The following is a 19,986-nucleotide window of genomic DNA, read 5'->3' as shown; positions in this document are numbered from 1 at the left end:
CGTGAGGACCATCGAACACTGGATCAACGGCACCGCCACCACGGCGGGCTCCACCAGGACCGCGCCGGTGTTCAACCCGGCCACGGGACAGCGGCAGGCGGAGGTGCTGCTCGCGGACGGACCGGAGGTGGACACCGCGGTGGCCGCGGCCGTCAAGGCGTTCGGGTCGTGGGGCGACTCCTCGCTGTCGCAGCGGATGCGCGTCATGTTCGCGTTCCGGGAGCTGCTCGTGCGGCACGAGGACGAGCTGGCCCGGGTGATCTCGGCCGAACACGGCAAGGTGATCGACGACGCGCGCGGGGAGATCGTGCGCGGGCGCGAGGTCGTCGAGTACGCGTGCGGCATCGCCGACGCGCTCAAGGGCGGCTTCTCCGACCAGGTCTCCCGCGAGGTGGACGTGCACAGCTTCCGGCAGCCGCTGGGCGTGTGCGCGGGGATCACGCCGTTCAACTTCCCGATCATGGTGCCGCTCTGGATGCACCCGATCGCGATCGCCACCGGCAACACCTTCGTGCTCAAGCCCAGCGAGCGCGACCCCTCGGCGGCCAACCTCGTGGCCGAGCTGTACGCCGAGGCCGGCCTGCCCGACGGTGTGTTCAACGTCGTGCACGGCGACAAGACCGCCGTCGACGCGATCCTGGAGCACCCGGACATCGCCGCCGTGTCCTTCGTGGGCTCGACCCCGATCGCGACGTACGTGCACGAGCGTGCCACCGCGGCGGGCAAGCGCGTGCAGGCCCTCGGGGGCGCCAAGAACCACGCCGTCGTGCTGCCGGACGCGGACCTCGAGTTCGCCGCCAGCCACCTCACCGCCGCGGCGTTCGGCTCCGCGGGCCAGCGGTGCATGGCCGTGTCCGTGGGAGTGGCCGTCGGTGCGGCCGGGGACGCGCTGGTCGACGCGCTCGCCCGCAAGGCCGCCGAGGTGCGGGTCGGTCCCGGCGACCGGCCGGGCTCCGAGATGGGCCCGCTCGTCACCGAGGCGGCGAAGCTGCGGGTCGAGAACGCGATCGCTGCCGGCGCCGCCCAGGGCGCGACGGTCGTCGCCGACGGCCGCGGCCTGACCGTCGACGGCCACGAGGACGGCTTCTTCGTCGGCCCCTCCGTGCTCGACCACGTCACCCCCGAGATGGACGCCTACCGCGAGGAGATCTTCGGCCCCGTGCTCGGTGTGGTCCGCTGCGACACGGTCGACGAGGCCGTCGAGCTGATCAACGCCAACCCCTACGGCAACGGCACCGCGCTGTTCACCTCCAGCGGCGCCGCGGCGCGGCGGTTCCAGCGCGCGGTGAAGGTCGGGATGATCGGCGTCAACGTCCCCATCCCGGTGCCGATGTCCTACTACTCCTTCGGCGGGTGGAAGGACTCCCTCATCGGCGATTCGCCCATCCACGGTCCCGAGGGCGTCCGCTTCTACACCCGCCAGAAGGTCGTCACCAGCCGCTGGCCGCACGTGCACCGCACGGTCGAGGCCGCGTTCCACTTCCCCACGTCCAGTTAGGAGCTCGTTTTCCATGACCGTGTCGTCGTCGACCGCACCGCCCACCGTCATCGGCAACCTGTGTCTCGGTTCCGCACCCGACTCCTGGGGCGTGTGGTTCCCCGAGGACGAGCACCAGGTGCCCTACGCGCGTTTCCTCGACGAGCTGGTGCAGGCCGGTTACCGGTGGCTCGAGCTGGGCCCGTACGGCTACCTGCCGACGGAGCCGGAGCGGCTGGCCGACGAGGTCGGCTCCCGGGGCCTGCGGGTCTCCGGCGGCACCACGTTCGGCGCGCTGCATCGCCCGCACGAGTGGGACGACATGGTGGCGCACACGCGCAAGGTCGCGGAGCTGACCGCCGCGTCCGGCGCGCACCACCTCGTCTTCATCCCGACCATGTACCGCGACGAGAGGACCGGCGAGTACACCGAGTCGCCCGAGCTCACCGCCGAGCAGTGGCGCGACTTCGGCAACCGTGCCGACGAGCTGGGCCGGATCCTGCTGGAGGAGTACGACGTGCGGCTGTGCCTGCACCCGCACGCCGACAGCCACATCCAGACCCAGCGGGAGATCGAGCGCTACCTCAACGAGAGCGACGCACGGTACGCCAACCTGTGCCTGGACACCGGGCACGTCGCCTACGGCGGCGGCGACTGCGTCGACCTGATCCGCCGCTACGCCGAGCGCATGGGCTACGTCCACATCAAACAGATGGACGCCGACGTGCTCCGGCAGGTGCGGGAGGAGAAGCTCTCGTTCGGCGAGGCCGTCAAGCGCGGGGTGTGCGTCGAGCCCCCGGCGGGCGTGCCGAACCCCGCCACCGTCCTCGACGAGCTGGCCGCGATCGACGCCGAGGTGTTCGTCATCGTCGAGCAGGACCTCTACCCGTGCGCTCCCGACGTGCCGCTGCCGATCGCGGTACGCACGCGGGAGTACCTGAACAGCCGCGGGCTCGCCAGCGTCCGCAGGCCCGCGAGCCGGGGGCGGTCATGACCGTCCGCATCGGAGTCGTCGGGACGGGAATGATCGGCCAGGACCACATCCGCCGGATCACCGACGTGGTGACCGGTGCCGAGGTGGTCGCGGTGACCGACGTCGACATCGCCCGCGCGGAACGGGTCGCCTCCGGCGTCGGCGCCCGTGCGCTGCCCACCGGGCAGGACGTCATCACCGACCCGCTCGTCGACGCCGTCGTGGTCACGTCGTGGGGGCCCACGCACGCCGAGTACGTGCTCGCGGCGATCGCGGCGGGCAAGCACGTGTTCTGCGAGAAGCCGCTGGCGACCACGGCGGAGGACTGCCTGCGCATCGTCGAGGCCGAGCAGGCCCATGGCCGCAGGCTGGTGCAGGTCGGCTTCATGCGGCGGTACGACCAGGGCTACCGGGCGATGAAGCGGGTGCTGGACGACGGTGACCTCGGCGCCCCGCTGCTGATGCACTGCGTCCACCGCAACCCCACGGTCCCCGAGGCGTACCACTCGGAGATGGCCACGCAGGACACCGCCGTGCACGAGATCGACACGATCCGCTGGCTGCTGGCCGACGAGATCGTCAGCGCGCAGGTGCTCACGCCGCGCCGCACCACCCGCAGGTTCGAGCACCTGCAGGACCCGCAGGTGATGCTGTTCGAGACCGCGAGCGGGGTGCGCGCCGATGTCGAGGTGTTCGTCAACTGCCAGTACGGCTACGACATCCAGTGCGAGACGGTGGGGGAGACCGGCACCGTGCGGCTGCCCGACCCTGCCGACGTGTGGCTGCGCCAGTCCGGCCGGCTCAGCAGCGGCGTCCTGCAGGACTGGAAGCGGCGCTTCGCCGCGGCGTTCGACCTCGAGTTCGTCGAGTGGGTGGCGGCGGTCCGGGAGGGCACGCTCACCGGGCCGGGCGCCTGGGACGGCTACGCCGCCGCCGTCGTCTGCGACACCACCGTCGAGGCACTGCACAGCGGGCGTGCCGTCGAGGTCCGCATGAAGGACCGGCCCGCGTTCTACGAGAGCTGACCCCTCGCCTCGTGAGTGAGAAACGTCGTTCTAACCACGTTTCTCACTCACGAGGCGGGAACATGGAGGACTGCCATGAAGATCGCCCTGGACCCGTACATGCTGCGCGGGCTGCCGATGGCGGAGATGGTGCGCACGGTCGCGGACATGGGGTACGAGTACATCGAACTGTCGCCGCGGGACGACTTCATGCCGTTCTTCCTGCACCCGAGGGCCGACGACGAGAAGGTCGCCGAGCTGCGGACGGTGCTGCGGGAGACCGGGGTGCGGCTGTCGAGCACGCTGCCGCTGTACCGGTGGTCGAGTCCCGACGAGACGGAGCGGCAGGCCGCGGTGCGCTACTGGAAGCGCATGATCGAGGTGACGGCGGAGCTGGAGTGCCCGCTGATGAACTCCGAGTTCAACGGCAGGCCCGAGCGCGCCGCGGAGAGCGAGGCCGCGTTCTGGCGCTCGCTGGAGGAGTTGCTGCCGGTGTTCGAGCGCGAGGGCATCGCGCTGAACCTGGAGGCGCACCCGGACGACTTCATCGAGCGCAACGATCCCGCGGTGGACCTGGTGCGGGCGATCAACAAGCCGTGGGTGAACTACCTGTACTGCGCCCCGCACACCTTCCACCTCTCCGACGGCGCGGGCAACGTCGCCGACATGATGCGTTACGCGGGTTCGAAGCTGCGGCACGTGCACATCGCCGACACCTTCAACCACACCGGGTCCTCGGGGCTGCGCTACATCCTCAACCCGCCGGGCACCCCGGCCCGCGTCCACCAGCACCTCGACATCGGCCAGGGCGAGGTCGACTGGGACGCCTTCTTCGGGACGCTGCGCGAGCTGCGGTTCGACGGGGTCGCCACCGTGTGCGTGTTCGCCTGGGAGGAGCGCGCCGTCGAGTCCGGCAGGTTCATGCTCGAGCGGGTCACCAAGGAGCTCGGCTCGTGAACCGGGCCCGAGCTCGTGCGTGAGAAACGTTGTTTGCCGGATCAGCAACGTTCGCCCTGTCGTGCCTCTGATCGCGGATGGCACAGGTATCGGCGAACGTGACGTCGGAAATCCGCGAGCATGCTCGCGGTCGGTCGGCTGAGAATCCGTTCGTGATCGCTGAAGCGCAGGGAATCCGGGTCCGGCATCGCGGGCATGAACCGCAGGTCCATCCCACCGCCTACGTCGCCCCGACGGCCGCGCTCGTCGGTGATGTCCGCGTAGGGCCGCGGGCGCGGGTGATGTACGGCGCGGTGCTCGATGCCGAGGGGTCTCGGGTCGAGGTCGGGGAGGCGGCGGTGATCTGCGAGAACGCGGTGTTGCGCGGGTCTGCGGTCGCCGTCGACCAGCCGGTGCTTGTCGACGACCACGTCTTCGTGGGGCCGCATGCCACGCTGCTGGGCTGTGCGGTCGGCAGGTGCGTCTATGTGGCGACCGCGGCGACGGTCCTGCAGGGGGCACGGTTGGGGGCCGGCTCGGTTGTCGCTGTCGGCGCGCTCGTTCATGCGCGCACCGTTGTGCCGGACGAGTACTTCGTGCCGCCGAACACCGTGGCGCTCGACGCGCCGGTGCGGCTGCTGGCCCCTGGCGATCCGGGCCTGGCCGAGGCTGTCCGCCGGGTGGGCTTCGCGCAGGTGGCGTTCGGCGTCGACGCGGAGTGGACCGACCGGATCAGCCGGTACGAGCACATCGCGGAGGTGCGCGTCGCCGAGTTCGGCGCGCACGCGGACGATGAGGTTGTGGATCTCGGCTAGCGCCGCATCAGCGATCCTTGTGCTGTGGTGAGCGCCTACGCGCCGTCGTCGACAGGGCGAACGTGCCTGATGCGGCAGTCTCAACCACGCTTCTCACTCACGAACTCGGGGGGACCAGGCGCCTCACCATTCGCGGCGGTTGAGCCCCACCAGCACACGCTCGACGAGTTCGGGGTCCACCGCGGGCGGCTCGCCCTCGGGCTGCTCGGCGACCACCGACCGCCGCCGGTCCCGGCGCGGCAACTGGACCTGCTGCGCGGACACGCCACTGGGCAGCGGCAGCTCGCACCACACCACCTTCCCCCTGCCGTCCAGCGGGACCAGCCCGGTGCGCAGCCCGTCGACGGCGGGCGCCGCCGCGTTCGGCGGGGGATCCTCGTCGTCCTCCACCTCGATCACGAGGCAGTCGCCGGTGAGCCGCACCCGCACCGTGACGAAGCCCGGCGACCGCGGATCGGTGCGGTCGACGACCGCTTTCACGAGCCGCTGGGCCGCGCCGATCGCGCGATCCATGAGCATCTGCAGGCTCCACTCGGTGAGTGAGAACCGGACGAAGATGTCAGTGCAGTTGACGGCGCTGGGCAGTGCGACGAGCCGGATGTCGTCGACCTGCGCGGTCTGGGAATGCACGGCAGATCCTTCCAAGGTCGCGTCCCGCGCGAGCTGCAAGCTGCGCCCGAGGCCCGTATCTTGCCAACCCGCCGCACGCGCTGTCGATGAGGGGTTGGTGACGCACCATGCGCGGAGTGCGATCCGCGCTCGCCGCCCGCCGCCCGCGGCCGGATGGCCTGAGTCACCCGTCGCTGACGAGAACCGTCCGGAAAGGGCCACTCATGACGGTTCGGGCGGGATGCCCGGAAGCGGCCGTTCACGGGAAGGCGCTGGTCCGCAGGGCGCAGCGGCGGTGTGGCGTCCGGCGTAGCCCGAGACCGTTCGGTTACCTTCCATGACAGCGCGCGACCGAACAGGGACCCGTTGTGGACAAGGCGGATCGCGTCTGCTTGCATAGCCTCCGTCGGCGAGGGGGTGGCCGATCAACACGGCCCGGACGCAACGAGAAAGTAGTGGACCACATGGCGACACGGGCGAGAGCGCGCGAGCTGCTGGACCGCTCACGGGTGTTGCTGGACCGCTCCCGCGAAGCGGCCGCGCAGTTCCTCGCCACCCAGCGAGAGGTACCGGAACGGCCGCGGCCCGCGGTGATCGAGGCGCCCCGGCCCGAGCGGGAACCCCGGGAACCGGGCGTGCCAGAGCAGGCGCTCGTCGACATCTGCGCCAGCGTCGCGCTGCGCGACCTCAACCTCGTCGACGCCCTGCTGTCCCAGCTGGAGGAGATGGAGGCGAAGGAGGACGACGAGGACCGCCTCGCCGAGCTCTACCGGCTCGACCACCTCGCCACCAGGCTGCGGCGCAACGCGGAGAACCTGCGCGTGCTCGCGGGCCGCGACGCCGGCGACACCGCGTCCGAGACCGTGTCGCTCGTCGACGTCGTCCGCGCGGCCATGTCGTCGATCGACCAGTACTCGCGCATCACCATCGGCCGGGTCGTGTCCCTCGGGGTCGTCGGGTTCGCCGCGGAGGACCTCAGCCGGCTGCTCGCCGAGCTGCTCGACAACGCGGCCAACCAGTCGCCGCCGAACTCCCCGGTGCGGGTGAGCGCGCACCTGACCGAGCAGGGCAGCGTGCTGCTCCGGATCGAGGACGAGGGCATCGGCCTGCCGCCCGAGCGGCTCAGGGAGCTCAACGACCGGCTGTCGAACGCGCCGGTGCTCGACCACGACGCGGTGCGGCACATGGGTCTCGCCGTGGTCCGCAGGCTGGCCGGCAGGCACGACATGCGCGCATCGCTGGACCGCAGGGTGCCGCACGGCACCACCGCCACCGTGCTGCTGCCCTCCGCGCTCGTCTGCGAGCTGCCCGAGTCGGCCTGGTCGGGCACCCAGACGGTGACCATCCCGATCGGCCGCACCGCCGCCGAGGCGGAACCGGAGGCCACGCCCGGCACCGGATCCGACACGGGGGCAGGCCTGTTCGCCGACGCCGGGGCCCGGCGGGTGCCGGAGCAGCCCGAACGGCACGAGACCACCGCGGCGGGCCTGCCCCGGCGCACGCCCGCCGGAAACGGCCAGCCCGCGCCGAGGCCGCGTCCCGCGCCGGTGCCCGCCACTGGCGGCACCACCGCCAGTGGCCTGCCCCGGCGCGTTTCCCGCAGCCTGAAGAAGCCCTCGGGGGAGGAAGGCTCCCCGGCGGCGCCGTCGGCGCCCACCGGGCCGGAGGAGCGGCCCGAGGACGGGCATGACCGGCTGCTCGCCGACCTGGGCGCGTTCTCCGACGGCCAGCAGGCGGCCCTCGACGAGCAGCGCGCGGCGACCGAAGGCGAAACGGACGGACCATCCGAGGACACGAAGTGACGGCCGAGCACAGCACCCCCGCCACCGACAACTTCTCGTGGCTGATCAACGACTTCGTCCGCAAGGTGCACGGGGTCAGTCACGCGCTGATCATGTCCTCCGACGGCTTCCCGCTGACCGCGTCGGACGCCGTCGGCGAGGAGGACGCCGAGCAGCTCGCCGCGATCGCCAGCGGGCTGCTCAGCCTCGCCCGCAACAGCGCCACGCTGTTCGACAAGGGCACCTGTGAGCAGATCATCATCCGCCTCACCCACGGCTACTTCCTGTTCATGGGCATCGGGGCGGGGGCGGGGCTTGCCGTGCTGACCGGGCCCGACTGCGACATGAAGGTCGTGGCGTACGAGATGACGCAGTTCGTGCGCAACGCGGGCCACGCCCTCACCCCCGAGATCCGCGCCGACCTGCGCCGGGTGCTCACCGCGCGCAGGCCGCGGGGCTGACCGGGCAAGGATGTGATCACAGTGTCCCAGGAGACGTCCCAGGAGACCCCGCCCGTCCGGCCGCAACGGCGGAGCAAGCGGATCCGCCCCTACGCGCTGACCGGAGGCCGTACCAGGACGCGCTTCGACCTGCTGGTCGAGACGCTGATCTCGGTGCCCCGGTACGATCCGAGCCTCGCCGACTCGCTGATGCCGGAGTCACGGAAGCTGTACGAGCGCGCCCGCACGCGGGTGTCCGTCGCCGAACTGTCGGTGCTGCTGGAGATGCCGCTGGGCGTCGTCCGGGTCCTCGTCAGCGATCTCGCCGCGCAGGGGGCGGTCTACATCCACCCCACGGCGCACGCCTACCAGCACGACCGGAACGTACTCGAGAGGATCCTCGATGGACTCAAGCGGCTACCGGTCTGACAGCCCGGCCGGCGCGGAGGACGCGGGCCTGCTCACGGTTTCCGCGAAGATCGTCATCGCCGGTGGGTTCGGGGTCGGCAAGACCACCTTCGTCGGCTCGGTGTCGGAGGTGCCGCCGCTCAACACCGAGGCGTGGATGACGGAGGCCGGCGAGGGCGTCGACGACCTGCCGGACGGCGAGGAGAAGTCCACCACGACGGTGGCGATGGACTTCGGCCGGATCACGCTGCACTCGGATCTGCTGCTGTACCTGTTCGGCACACCGGGGCAGGCGCGGTTCTGGTTCCTCTGGGACGACCTCGCGCGCGGCGCGCTCGGCGCGATCGTCCTCGTCGACACCAATCGGATCGACCAGTCGTTCGCCGCCATCAACTACTTCGAGAACGACTCCGACCTGCCGTTCGTCGTCGCGGTCAACCTCTTCGACGGCGAGCTCAAGCACGACCTGGACGAGGTCCGCGACGCGCTGGCACTGAACCCGGAGATCCCGCTGATCACCTGTGACGCCCGCGATCCGGCGTCCACGGCGGAGGCGCTGCGCGAGCTCGTCTCGTACACCCTGTCGCTGGCGGAGGTCTCGGAACCGGGGAGGATGCGCGCCCATGCGTAAGATCCTGGTCGTCGGCGCGGGCCAGTCCGGGCTGCAGCTCGCGCTGACCCTGCGCGAACACGACTACGACGTCACGGTGATGTCCGCGCGGACCCCGGACGAGATCCGTGCCGGCCGGGTGATGTCGACCCAGTGCATGTTCCACGACGCGTTGCAGCACGAACGCGACCACGGCCTGAACCTGTGGGAGGAGCAGACCGTGCGGGTCGAGGGCCTCGGCGTGTCCATCGCCGGTCCCGACTCCGGCCGCGTGATGGACTGGGTCGGCAGGCTCGACAACTACGCGCAGTCGGTGGACCAGCGCGTGAAGATGGCAGGCTGGCTCGAGCTGTTCGAGCAGCGCGGCGGCAAGCTCATCATCCACGGCGTCACCACGGCCGACCTCAACGCGCTCGCGCGGATGTACGACCTGGTCGTGGTCGCGGCGGGCAAGGGTGAGCTGGTCCAGCTGTTCGACCGCGACCCGGCTCGCTCGCCCTACACCTCGCCGCAGCGGGCGCTGTCCGTGGCCTACGTGCACGGCGTCGGGCCCAGGCCCGAACACCCGGACTTCGACGCCGTGCGGTTCAACATCGTCCCCGGCGTCGGCGAGCTGTTCATGATCCCCGGCCACACCCTCAGCGGGAACTGCCACATCATGTTCTTCGAGGGCGTCCCGGGCGGGCCGCTGGACTGCTGGTCCGACCGGCCCGGTCCGGGCGAGCACCTGGAGCGGATGCTGGGCCTCATGAAGCAGTTCCTGCCGTGGGAGTACGAGCGCAGCAGGGACGCCGAGCTCACCGACTCGCGTGCCACGCTCACCGGCGGGTACACGCCGGTGGTGCGCCGCCCGGTGGGCGAGCTGCCCTCCGGTACGGCCGTGCTCGGCATGGCCGACGTCGTGGTGGCCAACGACCCGATCACCGGACAGGGTTCCAACAACGCCAGCAAGTGCGCGGCCTCCTATCTGGACTCGATCCTGGAGCGCGGCGACCAGCCGTTCGACCGCGCATGGATGGAGCGGACGTTCGAGCGGTACTGGGAGTACGCGCGGCACGTCACCGACTGGACCAACGCGATGCTGCGGCCGCCGCCCCCGCACGTCATGGACATCCTGGGGGCGGCGCAGGAGAACGACGTGGTGGCGCGCCGGTTCGTCAACGGGTTCAGCGACCCGACCGACTACCAGCACTGGTTCATGGACCCGGACAAGGCGGCCGACTACCTCGCGAGCCTGCCCACGCGCACCTGACCGGTGACCGGATCGGTCCGCCCCGCGGCGCGATGATGCCTTCCGGCGCGCCGCGGGGCGGGCGAGACTCGGCACCGTGAACAGAGCCCTTCTCGTCATCGACGTCCAGGAGTCCTTCCGGGCCCGGCCGCTGTGGCGGCTCAGCTCCAACCCGGGCATCGCCGGTCCCGTGGGCACGCTCGTCGAGCACGCCCGTGCCGAGGACGCCCCGGTGTTCTGGGTGCTGCACACCGAACCCGGTTCCGGCACCGTGTTCGACCCGGAGCTCGGGCACGTGCGGCCGATCGAGGGCCTGCGACCGCGCGCCGACGAGGCCGTGCTGACCAAGACCGCGCACAACGCCTTCACCACCACGAACCTGCAGCAGCGGCTGACCGTGCTGGGTGTGCGGGAGGTGACGATCTGCGGCATCCGCACCGAGCAGTGCTGCGAGACCACCGCCCGCATCGCCGCCGACCTCGGCTACGCGGTCACGTTCGTCACCGACGCGACGGCGACCGACCCGATCCCGCACCGGGCCGCGCCCGCCGGCCTGAGCCCCGAGGAGCTGCTGGCCCACCCGGGGACCCTGCACACCGGCGAGATCATCGCGCGCACCGAGTACGCGCTCGCCGGGCGGTTCGCGACGATCCGGACCGTCGCCGAGCTGACGGGTGCGGGACAGGCGTGGTGACGACACGGCCGTGCGGTGCCTCCGCCCGGGGCGGCGGCCGCGACGGGCGGGCGCCGCCCCGCACCAGGTAGCGGGGCCGGGTGCCCGGTAGGCTGACCGGATCGTGACCCGCGTCGTCTTCGTCCTGGTGCCGTCGCTGCACCTGCTGGACCTGGCCGGGCCCGCCCAGGTGTTCTCCACCGCCGCGGACCTCGGCCACGCCTACCCGCTGCACTACGTGGCGGACGACGCCGACGTGCCGACCGCACAGGGGGTGCGCCTGCACGCGGGCGTGGACTGGCCGGATCTCACCCCGGCCGACCTGGTGGTCGTACCGGGCTGGCGCTCACCGCGGCTGAGCGGGCGGCCGCCACTGTCCCGGCGCGCGCTCGACCGGCTCCGGGCGCACCACACGGCGGGCGGCACGGTGGCCAGCGTGTGCTCCGGCGCGGACGTGCTCGGCAGGGCGGGGCTGCTCGACGGTCGCCGCTGCACCACGCACCACGAGCTGCAGGACGAGCTCGCCCGGCGCTATCCCCGGGCGCACGTGGTGCGGGACGTGCTGTTCGTCGAGGACGGGCGCGTGGTCACCTCCGCGGGCATCGCGAGCGGCATCGACCTGGCCCTGCATCTCGTGGCGGGCGGGCACGGTCCCGCGGTGGCCGCCAGGGTGGCGCGGGCGATGGTCGTCTACGCCCGCCGCAACGGCGACGAGAGCCAGGCCAGCGCGATGCTGCGGCATCGTGCGCATCTCGACGACGCCGTGCACCGCGTGCAGGACCTCATCGACGCGCGGTTCACCGAGCCGCTGCCGCTCGCCGCGCTCGCGGCGGCGGCCGGATGCAGCGAGCGCACCGTGACCCGGCTGTTCGGCAGGGCGACCGGGCTCACCCCGTTGCGCTACCAGCAGCTGCTGCGCCTCGAACGCGCGGAGAACCTCATCGGCCGCGGCGTGACCGTGGAGGCCGCCGCCCGCGCCGTCGGCTTCGGCGACGCCCGCATGCTCCGCCGCCTGCGCGCCCGCGGCTGACGGGCAGTGAATGGCACACTACGTGCGGTCAACGCAGGCAATGTGCCATTCACTGCCCGCCGCCGCCCGGCTCGGTGGTGAGCAGCACCTCGGGGGTGTGCTCGCCCGCGGGCAGCGGGACCTCCACCGGTTGGGCGGCCCGCGCCGCCGCGGCGCCCAGGTGCCTGCCGAGCTCCGTGTAGGCCGCGAACTTCTCGTGGTCGAACCACTGGTCGCCGGTCGAGTCGTGCGGGAACTCGGGGTGCCGGGCCGCGTAGGACAGCAGCGGGTACGGCAGCTCCCGCCACAGCAGTGCCTTCACCACGACCAGCCGGCCCCGCACACCGGAGCCGAGCCCGCTCTCCGGCGGGTAGTGGACGGTCCCCGTGAGCACCGGTGACTCCGACAGCCGCGCGGCCAGCCGTGGGTCCCCGTCCCACGGACCCTCGCCCGGCGTGCCCTGCCACGGCTGGTCCAGCTCCACCCGCACGCCGAGCTCCTGCCACGCGAGCGTCAGCGCCTCCGCCAGCGCGGAGCCCGACGGGGGCGGGTCGGCTGTCGCGTCGACGCAGAAGATCCGCGTGCAGCGCCGCCGGAACAGCTCCACCAGGCCGAGGTTGTCGTAGTGCCCGCCGTCGGTGACGTGCAGCAGCGCGTCCCGGTGCGGGTGGCTGCCGAACACCTCCCGCAGCAGGTAGGGCAGCCGGCGCGCCCTCGGCAGCCACGGATGCGTCCACCGGCCCGCCGCGGCCGCCTCGTGCGCGCGCCGCACGAAGCCGGGATTCGGCAGCCACGCGCCGAGCCGGGCCCCGGACACCGCCAGCAGCACCTGGTACCAGCGGCTCGACCTGCCCATCGCCGACGCGAACGCCGCGCCGCTCACCGCCACCGCGCCCTGCACCGTGAGATCTCTGCGGAACCTCGGTGGCACGATCCGCTCCAGATCCTCGGTGCGCACCCAGCCGACGTCGGGCCCGCCCGTCCAGTCCGCGCCGAGCGTGTACGACACGGCACCCAGCCCGGGCGCCGTCCGCGACTCGCCCGTCAGGTTCGCCGCCGCCGCGAACACCACCTCGGGGAACCGCGTCCCGTCGGGGATCCCGCCGTAGCCGGACAGCGTGGTCCGCTCGGCCGCCTCGTACGGGACCGCGACCACCTGCCCGTCGCCGTCGCGCCGGACCGCCCGCACCGCGAACGCGGACGCGATCCGCTGCCGGTAGAAGGGATGCAGGCTCAGCGAGGTCACGTCGAACGCCGCGCCGAGCACCAGCACCACCGCCGCGGCGACCGCACCGGCGGTGAGCGCCCCCGGTCCGCCACCCGTGGCCGCCGCGGCGGCGAACACGGCCAGCCACCCGGCCGCCAGTACGCCGAGTGTGGCGATCACCAGCAGCCGCTGCAGCACGCCGTTCGGCAGCGCCGCCGGCGGCCCGCCGCCCTGCCCGGGACGGAGCATCCCCGACAGCCGCTGCCGGAGCGTCGCGCGGTGGCGCCACACCATCGACGCGATCGTGGCGAGGAACGTCAGCATTACCGTGCCCGCCGGCCCCGCGATCGCGACCGACCGGCCGGTGCGGGCCAGCACCCACTCGACCAGCCACACCAGTGACGGGATCGCGATCGTCAGCACGACGGCGACCACGGTGAGCACCACCAGCCGCCGCGCCAGCCTGCCGGGGCCCCGGCGCCGGTCCGCGGCGCCCCGCGCGAACAGGGCGAGCAGGAAGGCGGCCGCCCCCAGCGCGCCGAGCGCGGCGAGACCGCCGGTGCCCGGCACGGGGAACGGTCCGCCCGTGACCGGGCCGCCCAGCGGCACCCACCGGTAGAGCAGGCCGGCCGCGACGCCGAGGGCGACCGCCGGTCCGAACAGGACGGTCAGCGACAGCAGGAGCCCGAGCGCGACCCGGCCGAGCGCCGCGAGCAGCCGGGCCGGCGTGTCGGCGAGGTAGCTCGAGTGCCGCTGCACGTGGTGCAGTTCGGTGGTGCCCTCCCGGAACGCCGACCGGGGGTCGCGCAGCACCTCACCGGGCAGCGTCGCGGGCCGCGCGCCGGTGAGCGCCTGCTGCAGGGCACCGGCCGTGAACCCGCCGCCGGACACCGACACCAGGTACCGGGCGTCCAGCAGCTCGTCCCGCAGGGACTGCAACGCTCCCATCGCGACGCTGGCCGAGCGGATGCCTCCTCCGGAGAGGCAGAAACCGGTGGTGTGCTCCCCCCGGTCCCACCGCCGCCGCACGTCGGCCGCCGACACGCCGGGCACCGTGTAGGCGTTGCGCCACCGGGTCGCGCCGGCGGGCGGCGTGTCGTTGTTGTCGCTGCCGTCACCGGGTTCGGCGGGCACGGGCGGGTCGCCGTCCTCGATCGGCCGGGGCGGCACCGTCTCGACGGGGATCGCCGCGCGGTCGGCGACGCGCCGCGCGGAATGCAGTACCGATCGCCGCGCCAGCGTCACCGCGCCGCAGGCGGCGACGACCGCGGCCGGGAGCAGCGCGCAGAACCGCACGGTGGCCGCCGCGGCGGTGGCGTCCAGCAGCCACGGCGCCCGGGGCCAGCGCAGGGCCGCGAGCAGTGCCGCGTTCTCCACGACGTCCGCGGCGACCGCGATCACCAGCGCCGTGCGGGCGAAGCGCGCCAGCTCCAGCGCCCGCGGCGTCGCCGCCGCCCACCTGGCCGCCGTGATCCCGCACCACAGCCCGGCTCCGGACAGCACCAGGAGCAGGAAGTCCCAGCGGACGGCGGCTGCCGTCCCCGGCGGGAGCGGCTGGCCCGCACCCCGGAGCGCCACGGCCGCGAGGTGCACGCCGGGCGTCAGCGCCGCGTAGGCGGCCAGCCCGGCGGCGGGCAGCGCGACGGTCGCGACGGCGAGCGCCAGCGCGGCGGACCTGGACGGCGCCGGACTCGGCGTGGACACGGTGACCCCCGGGAGATCGTTGTCGGCACAGGATGCCAGCAGTGTCATCCCCGCCGGGGGCGGTGTAAAGAGCCCGGTTCCGCACATCGTCCCCGCCATCAGGGCAGTTGGTCCCTACCCGGGGTGCGCCGGGTCGGTGAGGGTCGGAACCAGCGAAGCGAGGAGGCACGTGATGCACGTTCTGGTCACCGAGGCGAGGTTCGGCGACTCCGCCGAGACCGTGCGGCGGTTGCGGGAGGACGGCTGCCGGGTCAGCACCTGCCACACCCGGGCGGGGTTGTGCAAGGCACTGGCACCCGCGTCCCGCTGCCCGCTGGACGAGCAGGCCGCCGTCGACCTGCTGGTCGACGTCCGTTCCGGCGACGACGAGCTGACCGCTCGTGAGTTCGGGGCCGTCTGCGCGGTCCGGGCTCGCGTCCCGGTCGCCGTCGTCGACGCCGATCCCGACCGGGCTCCGGTCCTGCCGATCGGGCTGGAGGCGCGCGCCGTCGGCATCCGCGGCAGGCAGTTGCTCGCCGCGTGCGCGAGCTGGCGCCGGGTCCACCAGCCGGGCGGAGCGGGCCGATGACGCACGCACCGGGGATCGCCGCACCGGACGTGCGGTCGGTCATGACCCCGCGGCCGTACACGGTGGGGCCCGACACCGGGTTCCAGGAGATCGCCGCCCTGCTCGCGAGGCAGGCGATCAGCGCGGTGCCCGTCGTGGACGCCGAGGGGCACGTGCTCGGAGTGGTGTCGGAGGCGGACCTGCTGCACCGGCAGGAGCGGGCGGGCCGGGACACGCGGCGGGTGCGCTTCGGAGGTCGCGCGGTGCGCGAGCGCCTGCGCAAGGCCTCGGGGACGTGTGCGCGGGAGCTGATGACGGCGCCCGCGCTCACCGTCGACGCCGCGCAACCGGTGCCGGTGGCGGCGCGGGAGCTGAGCCGGTCCGGCGTGCGGCGCGTGTTCGTCGTGTCCGGCGGCAGGCTCGTCGGTGTGCTCGCCCGGCGGGACCTGCTGCGCGGGTACCTGCGCAGCGACGAGGAGGTGCGGCGCGACATCGCGGTGGAGGTGTTCGGGCGGGCGCTGTGGGTGCAGCCGGACACGGTGGGGATCGCCGTCGAGCACGGCGTCGTCACCCTGCTCGGGCGCATGGAGCGCCGCAGCGACGCGGCACGGGCCGGGCGGCTCGCCGCCGCCGTGCCCGGCGTGCTCGAGGTGCGGAACCGGCTCGGCTACGTGTGGGACGACCAACCGGACCGCAGGCACTCGAGGGCTCGGTCATGACCGTGGCGACGGAACCCGGACAGCGCTCGCTGCTCGTGGACGGCCGGGTGGTGCTCGTCCGACCACTCACCCCGGCCGACGCGGCGGACGTGGCCGCACTGCACCATGGACTGTCCGAACGGGACGGGTACTTCCGGTTCTTCGGGCCCGTGCCGTCGTCGCTGGACGTTCTTGTCGGCCAGATCACCGATGAGGCGACGGGGGAGCGTGCGGCGGTCGGTGCCTTCCTCGATGGCAGGCTGGTCGGTGTCGGCCACTACGAGACGATGGCCGACCCGGGCCTGGTGGAGGTCGCGCTCGCGGTGGACGGCACCGTGCAGGCGGGCGGGGTCGGCACGCTGCTGCTGGAACGCCTCGTGTCGGAGGCGAGGCAGGCGGGCATCACCCGGCTGCTCGCCTCGGTCCTCGCCGAGAACACCCGGATGTTGCGCGTGCTGCGGGACCTGGGGCTGCCCACGACCGTCTCCGGATCCGGGCCGGAACGCGAGGTGACGCTCCGGCTGGATGCCGGCGAGCGGTATCTGGACTCGGTCGCCGCCCGCGAGCGGGTCGCGGAGGTGGCGAGCCTGCGGCACGTGCTGCGGCCGCGCTCGGTCGTGGTGATCGGCGCGAGCAGGCGCGCGGACGCCGTGGGACACGCCGTGCTGCGGAACCTGCTGGAGGCGGGGTTCGCCGGACCGCTCGCGGCGGTCAACCCGCGCGCGGACGAGGTGCTCGGAGTGCCGTGTCACGCGTCGGTGGCGGACGTGCCGTTCGTGCCCGAACTCGCCGTCATCGCCGTGCCCGCACCCGCGGTGCCCGGTGCCGTCGAGGAGTGCGGCAGGCGCGGCGTGCGGGCCGTCGTGATCGTCACGGCGGGACTCGACGCGGCGGCGGCCGCGCGGGTCCGGGAAGCCGTGCGCAGGGACGGCCTCCGCGTGGTCGGCCCGAACTGCATCGGCGTGGCCAGCACGGATCCCGAGGTCCGGCTGGACGCCACGTTCCTGCGTTCGCGGGTCCCCGAGGGGGACATCGGCGTGATGACGCAGTCCGGTGGTATCGCGATCGCGCTCACCGAGCTGCTGGGCTCGGTCGGGCTCGGTGTGTCGTCGCTCGTGTCCGCGGGGGACAAGTACGACATCAGCGGGAACGACCTGCTGCTGTGGTGGCAGGACGACCCGCGCACCGCGGCCGCCGTGCTGTACCTCGAGTCGTTCGGCAATCCGCGCAAGTTCGGCAGGCTGGCCCGCGCGCTGGCGCGGACCAAACCGCTGCTCGCGGTGCGCGCGGCGAGCACGGCGCTCGCCCAGCGCGCCGCCGCGTCGCACACCGCCGCCGTGGCGACCCCGGCGGTCACCCGCGATGCGTTGTTCGAGCAGGCCGGGGTGATCGCGGTGGACACGGTGAGCGAGTTGCTCGCGGTGCTCGCCGTGGTGCGCTGGCAGCCGCTGCCCCGCGGCGCCCGGGTGGCCGTGGTGAGCAACGCGGGCGGCACGGGGGTGCTCGCGGTGGACGCGTGCGCGCGGCACGGGCTGACGCTGCCCGAGCTGGGGGAGGGCACGACGGCGCGGCTGCGGGAACTGCTGCCCGCGCAGGCCAGCGTGCGCAATCCGGTGGACACCACCGCCGTCGTGCCGGCGGAGACGCTCGCTGGCTGTGTGGACGCCGTCATGGCCGACGAGGACGTGGACGCGGTGGTGGTGGCCGCACTGCCCACCGCCGTCGGCGATCCGGCGGCCGACCTGCCCTCGCGCGCCGTGCGCTGGACGAAGCCGGTGCTCGCCGTGCGGCCGGGCCAGCTGGAGACCGTGTTGCCCGCGGGCGGATCCGCGGCGCGGCTGCCCGCGTACGCCGACCCGGAATCCGCGGCGCAGGCGCTCGGCAGGCTCGCGCGGTACGCGGAGTGGCTGCGGGAACCCGCGGCCGAGCCGCCGGACCTCGGCGGTGTCGACGTGCGGCGAGCCCGGGACCTGGTGGCGCGCAGGCTCGAAGGGCCTTCCGGCGAGGGCTGGCTGACGCCGGGCGAGTCGGCGGAACTGCTCGGCAGCTTCGGCCTGCCGGTGGTGCCCACGGAGTTCGCCGCCGACGAGGCGGCCGCGGCGGCGCTGTTCGAGCGTTTCGGCGGGCGGCCGGTCGCGGTGAAGGCGAGCGCGGAAGGGTTGCTGCACAAGAGCGCGGGCGGCGGAGTGCTGCTCGACGTGCGGGACGAGGCGGGGCTGCGCGAGGCGATCGCGGGTTTCCGCCGCCGGTTCGGCGGCACGTTCCGCGGCGTGGTCGTGCAACCCATGGTGTCCCACGGCCGGGAGCTGCTCGTCGGCATCAGTTCCGACGATGTGTTCGGCCCGCTCGTGGTCTTCGGGCTCGGCGGTGTCGACACCGATCTGATCGCCGACCGCGCGGCCCGGCTGGCTCCACTGACCGAGGCCGACGCCGACCGGTTGATCGGTGCCCTGCGTTCCTCGCCCCGGCTGGTGCGGGACCTGCCGGTCCCCGCCGTGCGGGACGTGCTGTTGCGGGTGGGGCTGCTCGCCGAGGCGGTCCCGGAGGTCGCCGAACTCGACCTGAACCCGCTCGTGGTGACGGGCGAAGGATGCGTGGTGCTGGACAGCCGGGTGCGGGTGCGCCGCGATCCGGCCGGTGACCCGTTCCTGCGCTACCTCAAATGATCCGATGTGGAGAGAGGGAAGACGATGAAGGACGTGGAGCGGGCGGTCTACCACACGGTCGCGGCCGCGCTGTACTCCGAGCGCGAGCGAGAGCGGGAGCGGCTGGAGGCGGAGGAACCGCCTCGGCCCGAGCCGGAGCGGTTGCCCGTCGTGGTCGGCGTGGACGGCCCGGCGGCGGCGCTCGAGGCGGCTCGCTGGGCGGCGCGGGAGGCAGGCAGGCTGGGCCTGCCGTTGCGGCTCACGCACGCGAGCGACCTGCCGCCGTTCAACCCGAAGGCGCACACGCCCATTCCGCCGAGCTACGAGGAGGCGCTCGTCCAGTCGGGGCACGAGTGGCTGCGGGAGGCCGCGGACAGGGTCGCCGCGGAGGCACCGGGCGTCGCGGTCGACTGGGATGTGCGCGTCGGCGGCACGGTCGAGGTGCTCGTGGAGGAGTCGGCGGCCGCCCGGATGCTCGTGGTGGGCTCGCGTGGGCTCGGCGGTTTCCGGCGGATGCTCGTCGGATCCGTCGCCGTCGCGGTGGCCGCGCACGCGCGGTGCCCGGTCGTCGTGGTCCGGGCGGAGGAGGTCGCGGAGCAGGCGGAGGACATCGTGGTCGGTGTGGACGGTTCGTCGCTGAGCGCCGCCGCCCTCGCGTTCGCCTTCGAGGAGGCCGCCGCGCGCGGTGCCCGGCTCGTGGCGGTCCGCGCCTGGCGCGACCCGTCGGCCGACGACCTCTGGGCGGGTCTCGTGCTGCGCGACGACATCGCGGCCATCGAGGCGGGGGAGCGGCGAGGTCTGCGACGGGAGATCGCGAGCTGGCGGGAGAAGTACCCCGCCGTCGAGGTCGACGAGCGGCTCGTGCACGCCGACCGACCCGCCGAGGCGCTGCTCGACGCGGCGGGGAACGCTCAGCTCATCGTCGTCGGATCCCATGGCAGGGGTGCGGTGGTGGGAGCCGTGCTCGGCTCCACCGGGCAACGGTTGTTGCACACTGCCCGGTGCCCGGTGGCGATTGTCCGTCCGTAAAGGACTGTTGATGGGATGGACCACGGTGGCCGCGAGGCCCTCGACGGCGATGCCGAGTTCCGGTTGTTGCGAGGGGTGGACAACGTTCCTTTGGCGCGAAAGGAGTCTTCGCTGTCCTCAGTGGAGTATCGGACACCGTGTGTGACCCCGCTTCCACCCGTGTGAGTGGTGCACCTGACTCGCTACATCG

General features: G+C 73.2%; 18 protein-coding genes. 16 read left to right on the top strand and 2 right to left on the bottom strand.

What is annotated here, in order from left to right:
- Position 1 precedes the first annotated feature (1 nt).
- From B0I33_RS19205 to B0I33_RS19185, 5 genes are all read left to right on the top strand, one after another.
- The gene (locus B0I33_RS19205; protein ID WP_106180221.1) at positions 2-1,498 is read left to right on the top strand and encodes a CoA-acylating methylmalonate-semialdehyde dehydrogenase; all 1,497 of its coding nucleotides are present in this window, start codon (positions 2-4) and stop codon (positions 1,496-1,498) included.
- 13 nt (positions 1,499-1,511) lie between these two features.
- Positions 1,512-2,471 carry a TIM barrel protein gene (locus B0I33_RS19200; protein WP_106180220.1) on the top strand — a complete coding sequence of 320 codons (960 nt, stop codon included), beginning with the start codon at positions 1,512-1,514 and terminating at the stop codon, positions 2,469-2,471.
- Positions 2,468-3,475 (top strand): Gfo/Idh/MocA family protein, encoded by a 1,008-nt coding sequence (locus B0I33_RS19195; protein WP_106180219.1) that lies wholly within the window; start codon positions 2,468-2,470, stop codon positions 3,473-3,475. Before B0I33_RS19200 ends, B0I33_RS19195 begins: the two co-directional genes overlap by 4 nt.
- A 75-nt stretch (positions 3,476-3,550) precedes the next feature.
- Positions 3,551-4,411 carry a sugar phosphate isomerase/epimerase family protein gene (locus B0I33_RS19190; protein WP_106180218.1) on the top strand — a complete coding sequence of 287 codons (861 nt, stop codon included), beginning with the start codon at positions 3,551-3,553 and terminating at the stop codon, positions 4,409-4,411.
- Positions 4,412-4,488: 77 nt separating this feature from the next.
- A complete protein-coding gene (locus B0I33_RS19185) occupies positions 4,489-5,205 on the top strand; it encodes a gamma carbonic anhydrase family protein (RefSeq protein ID WP_245900834.1) in 717 nt (238 codons plus the stop codon).
- A 123-nt stretch (positions 5,206-5,328) separates the two neighbouring features.
- On the opposite strand, the gene B0I33_RS19180 is transcribed toward B0I33_RS19185, so the two are convergent.
- Positions 5,329-5,835, bottom strand: a complete 507-nt coding sequence (locus B0I33_RS19180; RefSeq protein ID WP_106180217.1) for a histidine kinase — start codon at positions 5,833-5,835, stop codon at positions 5,329-5,331.
- 443 nt (positions 5,836-6,278) lie between these two features.
- Here B0I33_RS19180 and B0I33_RS19175 point away from each other — a divergent pair, with 443 nt between their 5' ends.
- The 7 genes from B0I33_RS19175 to B0I33_RS19145 all read left to right on the top strand — a co-directional run bounded on the left by B0I33_RS19175 (position 6,279) and on the right by B0I33_RS19145 (position 11,987).
- Positions 6,279-7,616, top strand: coding sequence for a sensor histidine kinase (locus B0I33_RS19175; RefSeq protein WP_106180519.1), 1,338 nt, complete (start codon positions 6,279-6,281; stop codon positions 7,614-7,616).
- Positions 7,613-8,056 carry a roadblock/LC7 domain-containing protein gene (locus B0I33_RS19170; protein ID WP_106180216.1) on the top strand — a complete coding sequence of 148 codons (444 nt, stop codon included), beginning with the start codon at positions 7,613-7,615 and terminating at the stop codon, positions 8,054-8,056. The genes B0I33_RS19175 and B0I33_RS19170 overlap by 4 nt, the downstream gene beginning before the upstream one ends.
- Before the next feature lie 21 nt (positions 8,057-8,077).
- Positions 8,078-8,464: a DUF742 domain-containing protein gene (locus tag B0I33_RS19165; RefSeq protein ID WP_425440495.1), complete on the top strand. Its 387-nt coding sequence runs from the start codon at positions 8,078-8,080 to the stop codon at positions 8,462-8,464.
- Positions 8,439-9,074 (top strand): GTP-binding protein, encoded by a 636-nt coding sequence (locus B0I33_RS19160; protein ID WP_106180215.1) that lies wholly within the window; start codon positions 8,439-8,441, stop codon positions 9,072-9,074. Before B0I33_RS19165 ends, B0I33_RS19160 begins: the two co-directional genes overlap by 26 nt.
- Complete coding sequence (locus tag B0I33_RS19155; protein WP_106180214.1) at positions 9,067-10,305, top strand: styrene monooxygenase/indole monooxygenase family protein; 1,239 nt, start codon at positions 9,067-9,069, stop codon at positions 10,303-10,305. Before B0I33_RS19160 ends, B0I33_RS19155 begins: the two co-directional genes overlap by 8 nt.
- A gap of 76 nt (positions 10,306-10,381) precedes the next feature.
- The gene (locus B0I33_RS19150) at positions 10,382-10,978 is read left to right on the top strand and encodes a cysteine hydrolase family protein (RefSeq protein ID WP_106180213.1); all 597 of its coding nucleotides are present in this window, start codon (positions 10,382-10,384) and stop codon (positions 10,976-10,978) included.
- 103 nt (positions 10,979-11,081) lie between these two features.
- Complete coding sequence (locus B0I33_RS19145) at positions 11,082-11,987, top strand: GlxA family transcriptional regulator (RefSeq protein ID WP_106180212.1); 906 nt, start codon at positions 11,082-11,084, stop codon at positions 11,985-11,987.
- 49 nt (positions 11,988-12,036) lie between these two features.
- Here the strand turns inward: B0I33_RS19145 and B0I33_RS19140 are convergent, their stop codons facing one another.
- The gene (locus tag B0I33_RS19140) at positions 12,037-14,877 is read right to left on the bottom strand and encodes a patatin-like phospholipase domain-containing protein (protein ID WP_146147532.1); all 2,841 of its coding nucleotides are present in this window, start codon (positions 14,875-14,877) and stop codon (positions 12,037-12,039) included.
- Between the two features lie 172 nt (positions 14,878-15,049).
- Between B0I33_RS19140 and B0I33_RS19135 the strand changes: the two genes are divergently transcribed.
- From B0I33_RS19135 to B0I33_RS19120, 4 genes are read left to right on the top strand one after another with little or no spacing between them, the layout of a single operon-like run.
- A complete protein-coding gene (locus B0I33_RS19135; protein ID WP_106180210.1) occupies positions 15,050-15,445 on the top strand; it encodes a hypothetical protein in 396 nt (131 codons plus the stop codon).
- Positions 15,442-16,143 carry a CBS domain-containing protein gene (locus tag B0I33_RS19130; RefSeq protein ID WP_106180209.1) on the top strand — a complete coding sequence of 234 codons (702 nt, stop codon included), beginning with the start codon at positions 15,442-15,444 and terminating at the stop codon, positions 16,141-16,143. The genes B0I33_RS19135 and B0I33_RS19130 overlap by 4 nt, the downstream gene beginning before the upstream one ends.
- Positions 16,140-18,788 carry a bifunctional acetate--CoA ligase family protein/GNAT family N-acetyltransferase gene (locus tag B0I33_RS19125; protein ID WP_106180208.1) on the top strand — a complete coding sequence of 883 codons (2,649 nt, stop codon included), beginning with the start codon at positions 16,140-16,142 and terminating at the stop codon, positions 18,786-18,788. Before B0I33_RS19130 ends, B0I33_RS19125 begins: the two co-directional genes overlap by 4 nt.
- A gap of 24 nt (positions 18,789-18,812) precedes the next feature.
- On the top strand, positions 18,813-19,796 hold the full coding sequence (locus B0I33_RS19120) for a universal stress protein (protein WP_106180207.1): 984 nt from the start codon (positions 18,813-18,815) through the stop codon (positions 19,794-19,796).
- Positions 19,797-19,986: the final 190 nt, after the last annotated feature.

This window comes from Prauserella shujinwangii (assembly GCF_003001955.1).
GTDB lineage: Bacteria > Actinomycetota > Actinomycetes > Mycobacteriales > Pseudonocardiaceae > Qaidamihabitans > Qaidamihabitans shujinwangii.
Note: the sequence above shows the minus strand (reverse complement) of the source record. Positions and strands in the feature narration are given on the sequence as shown.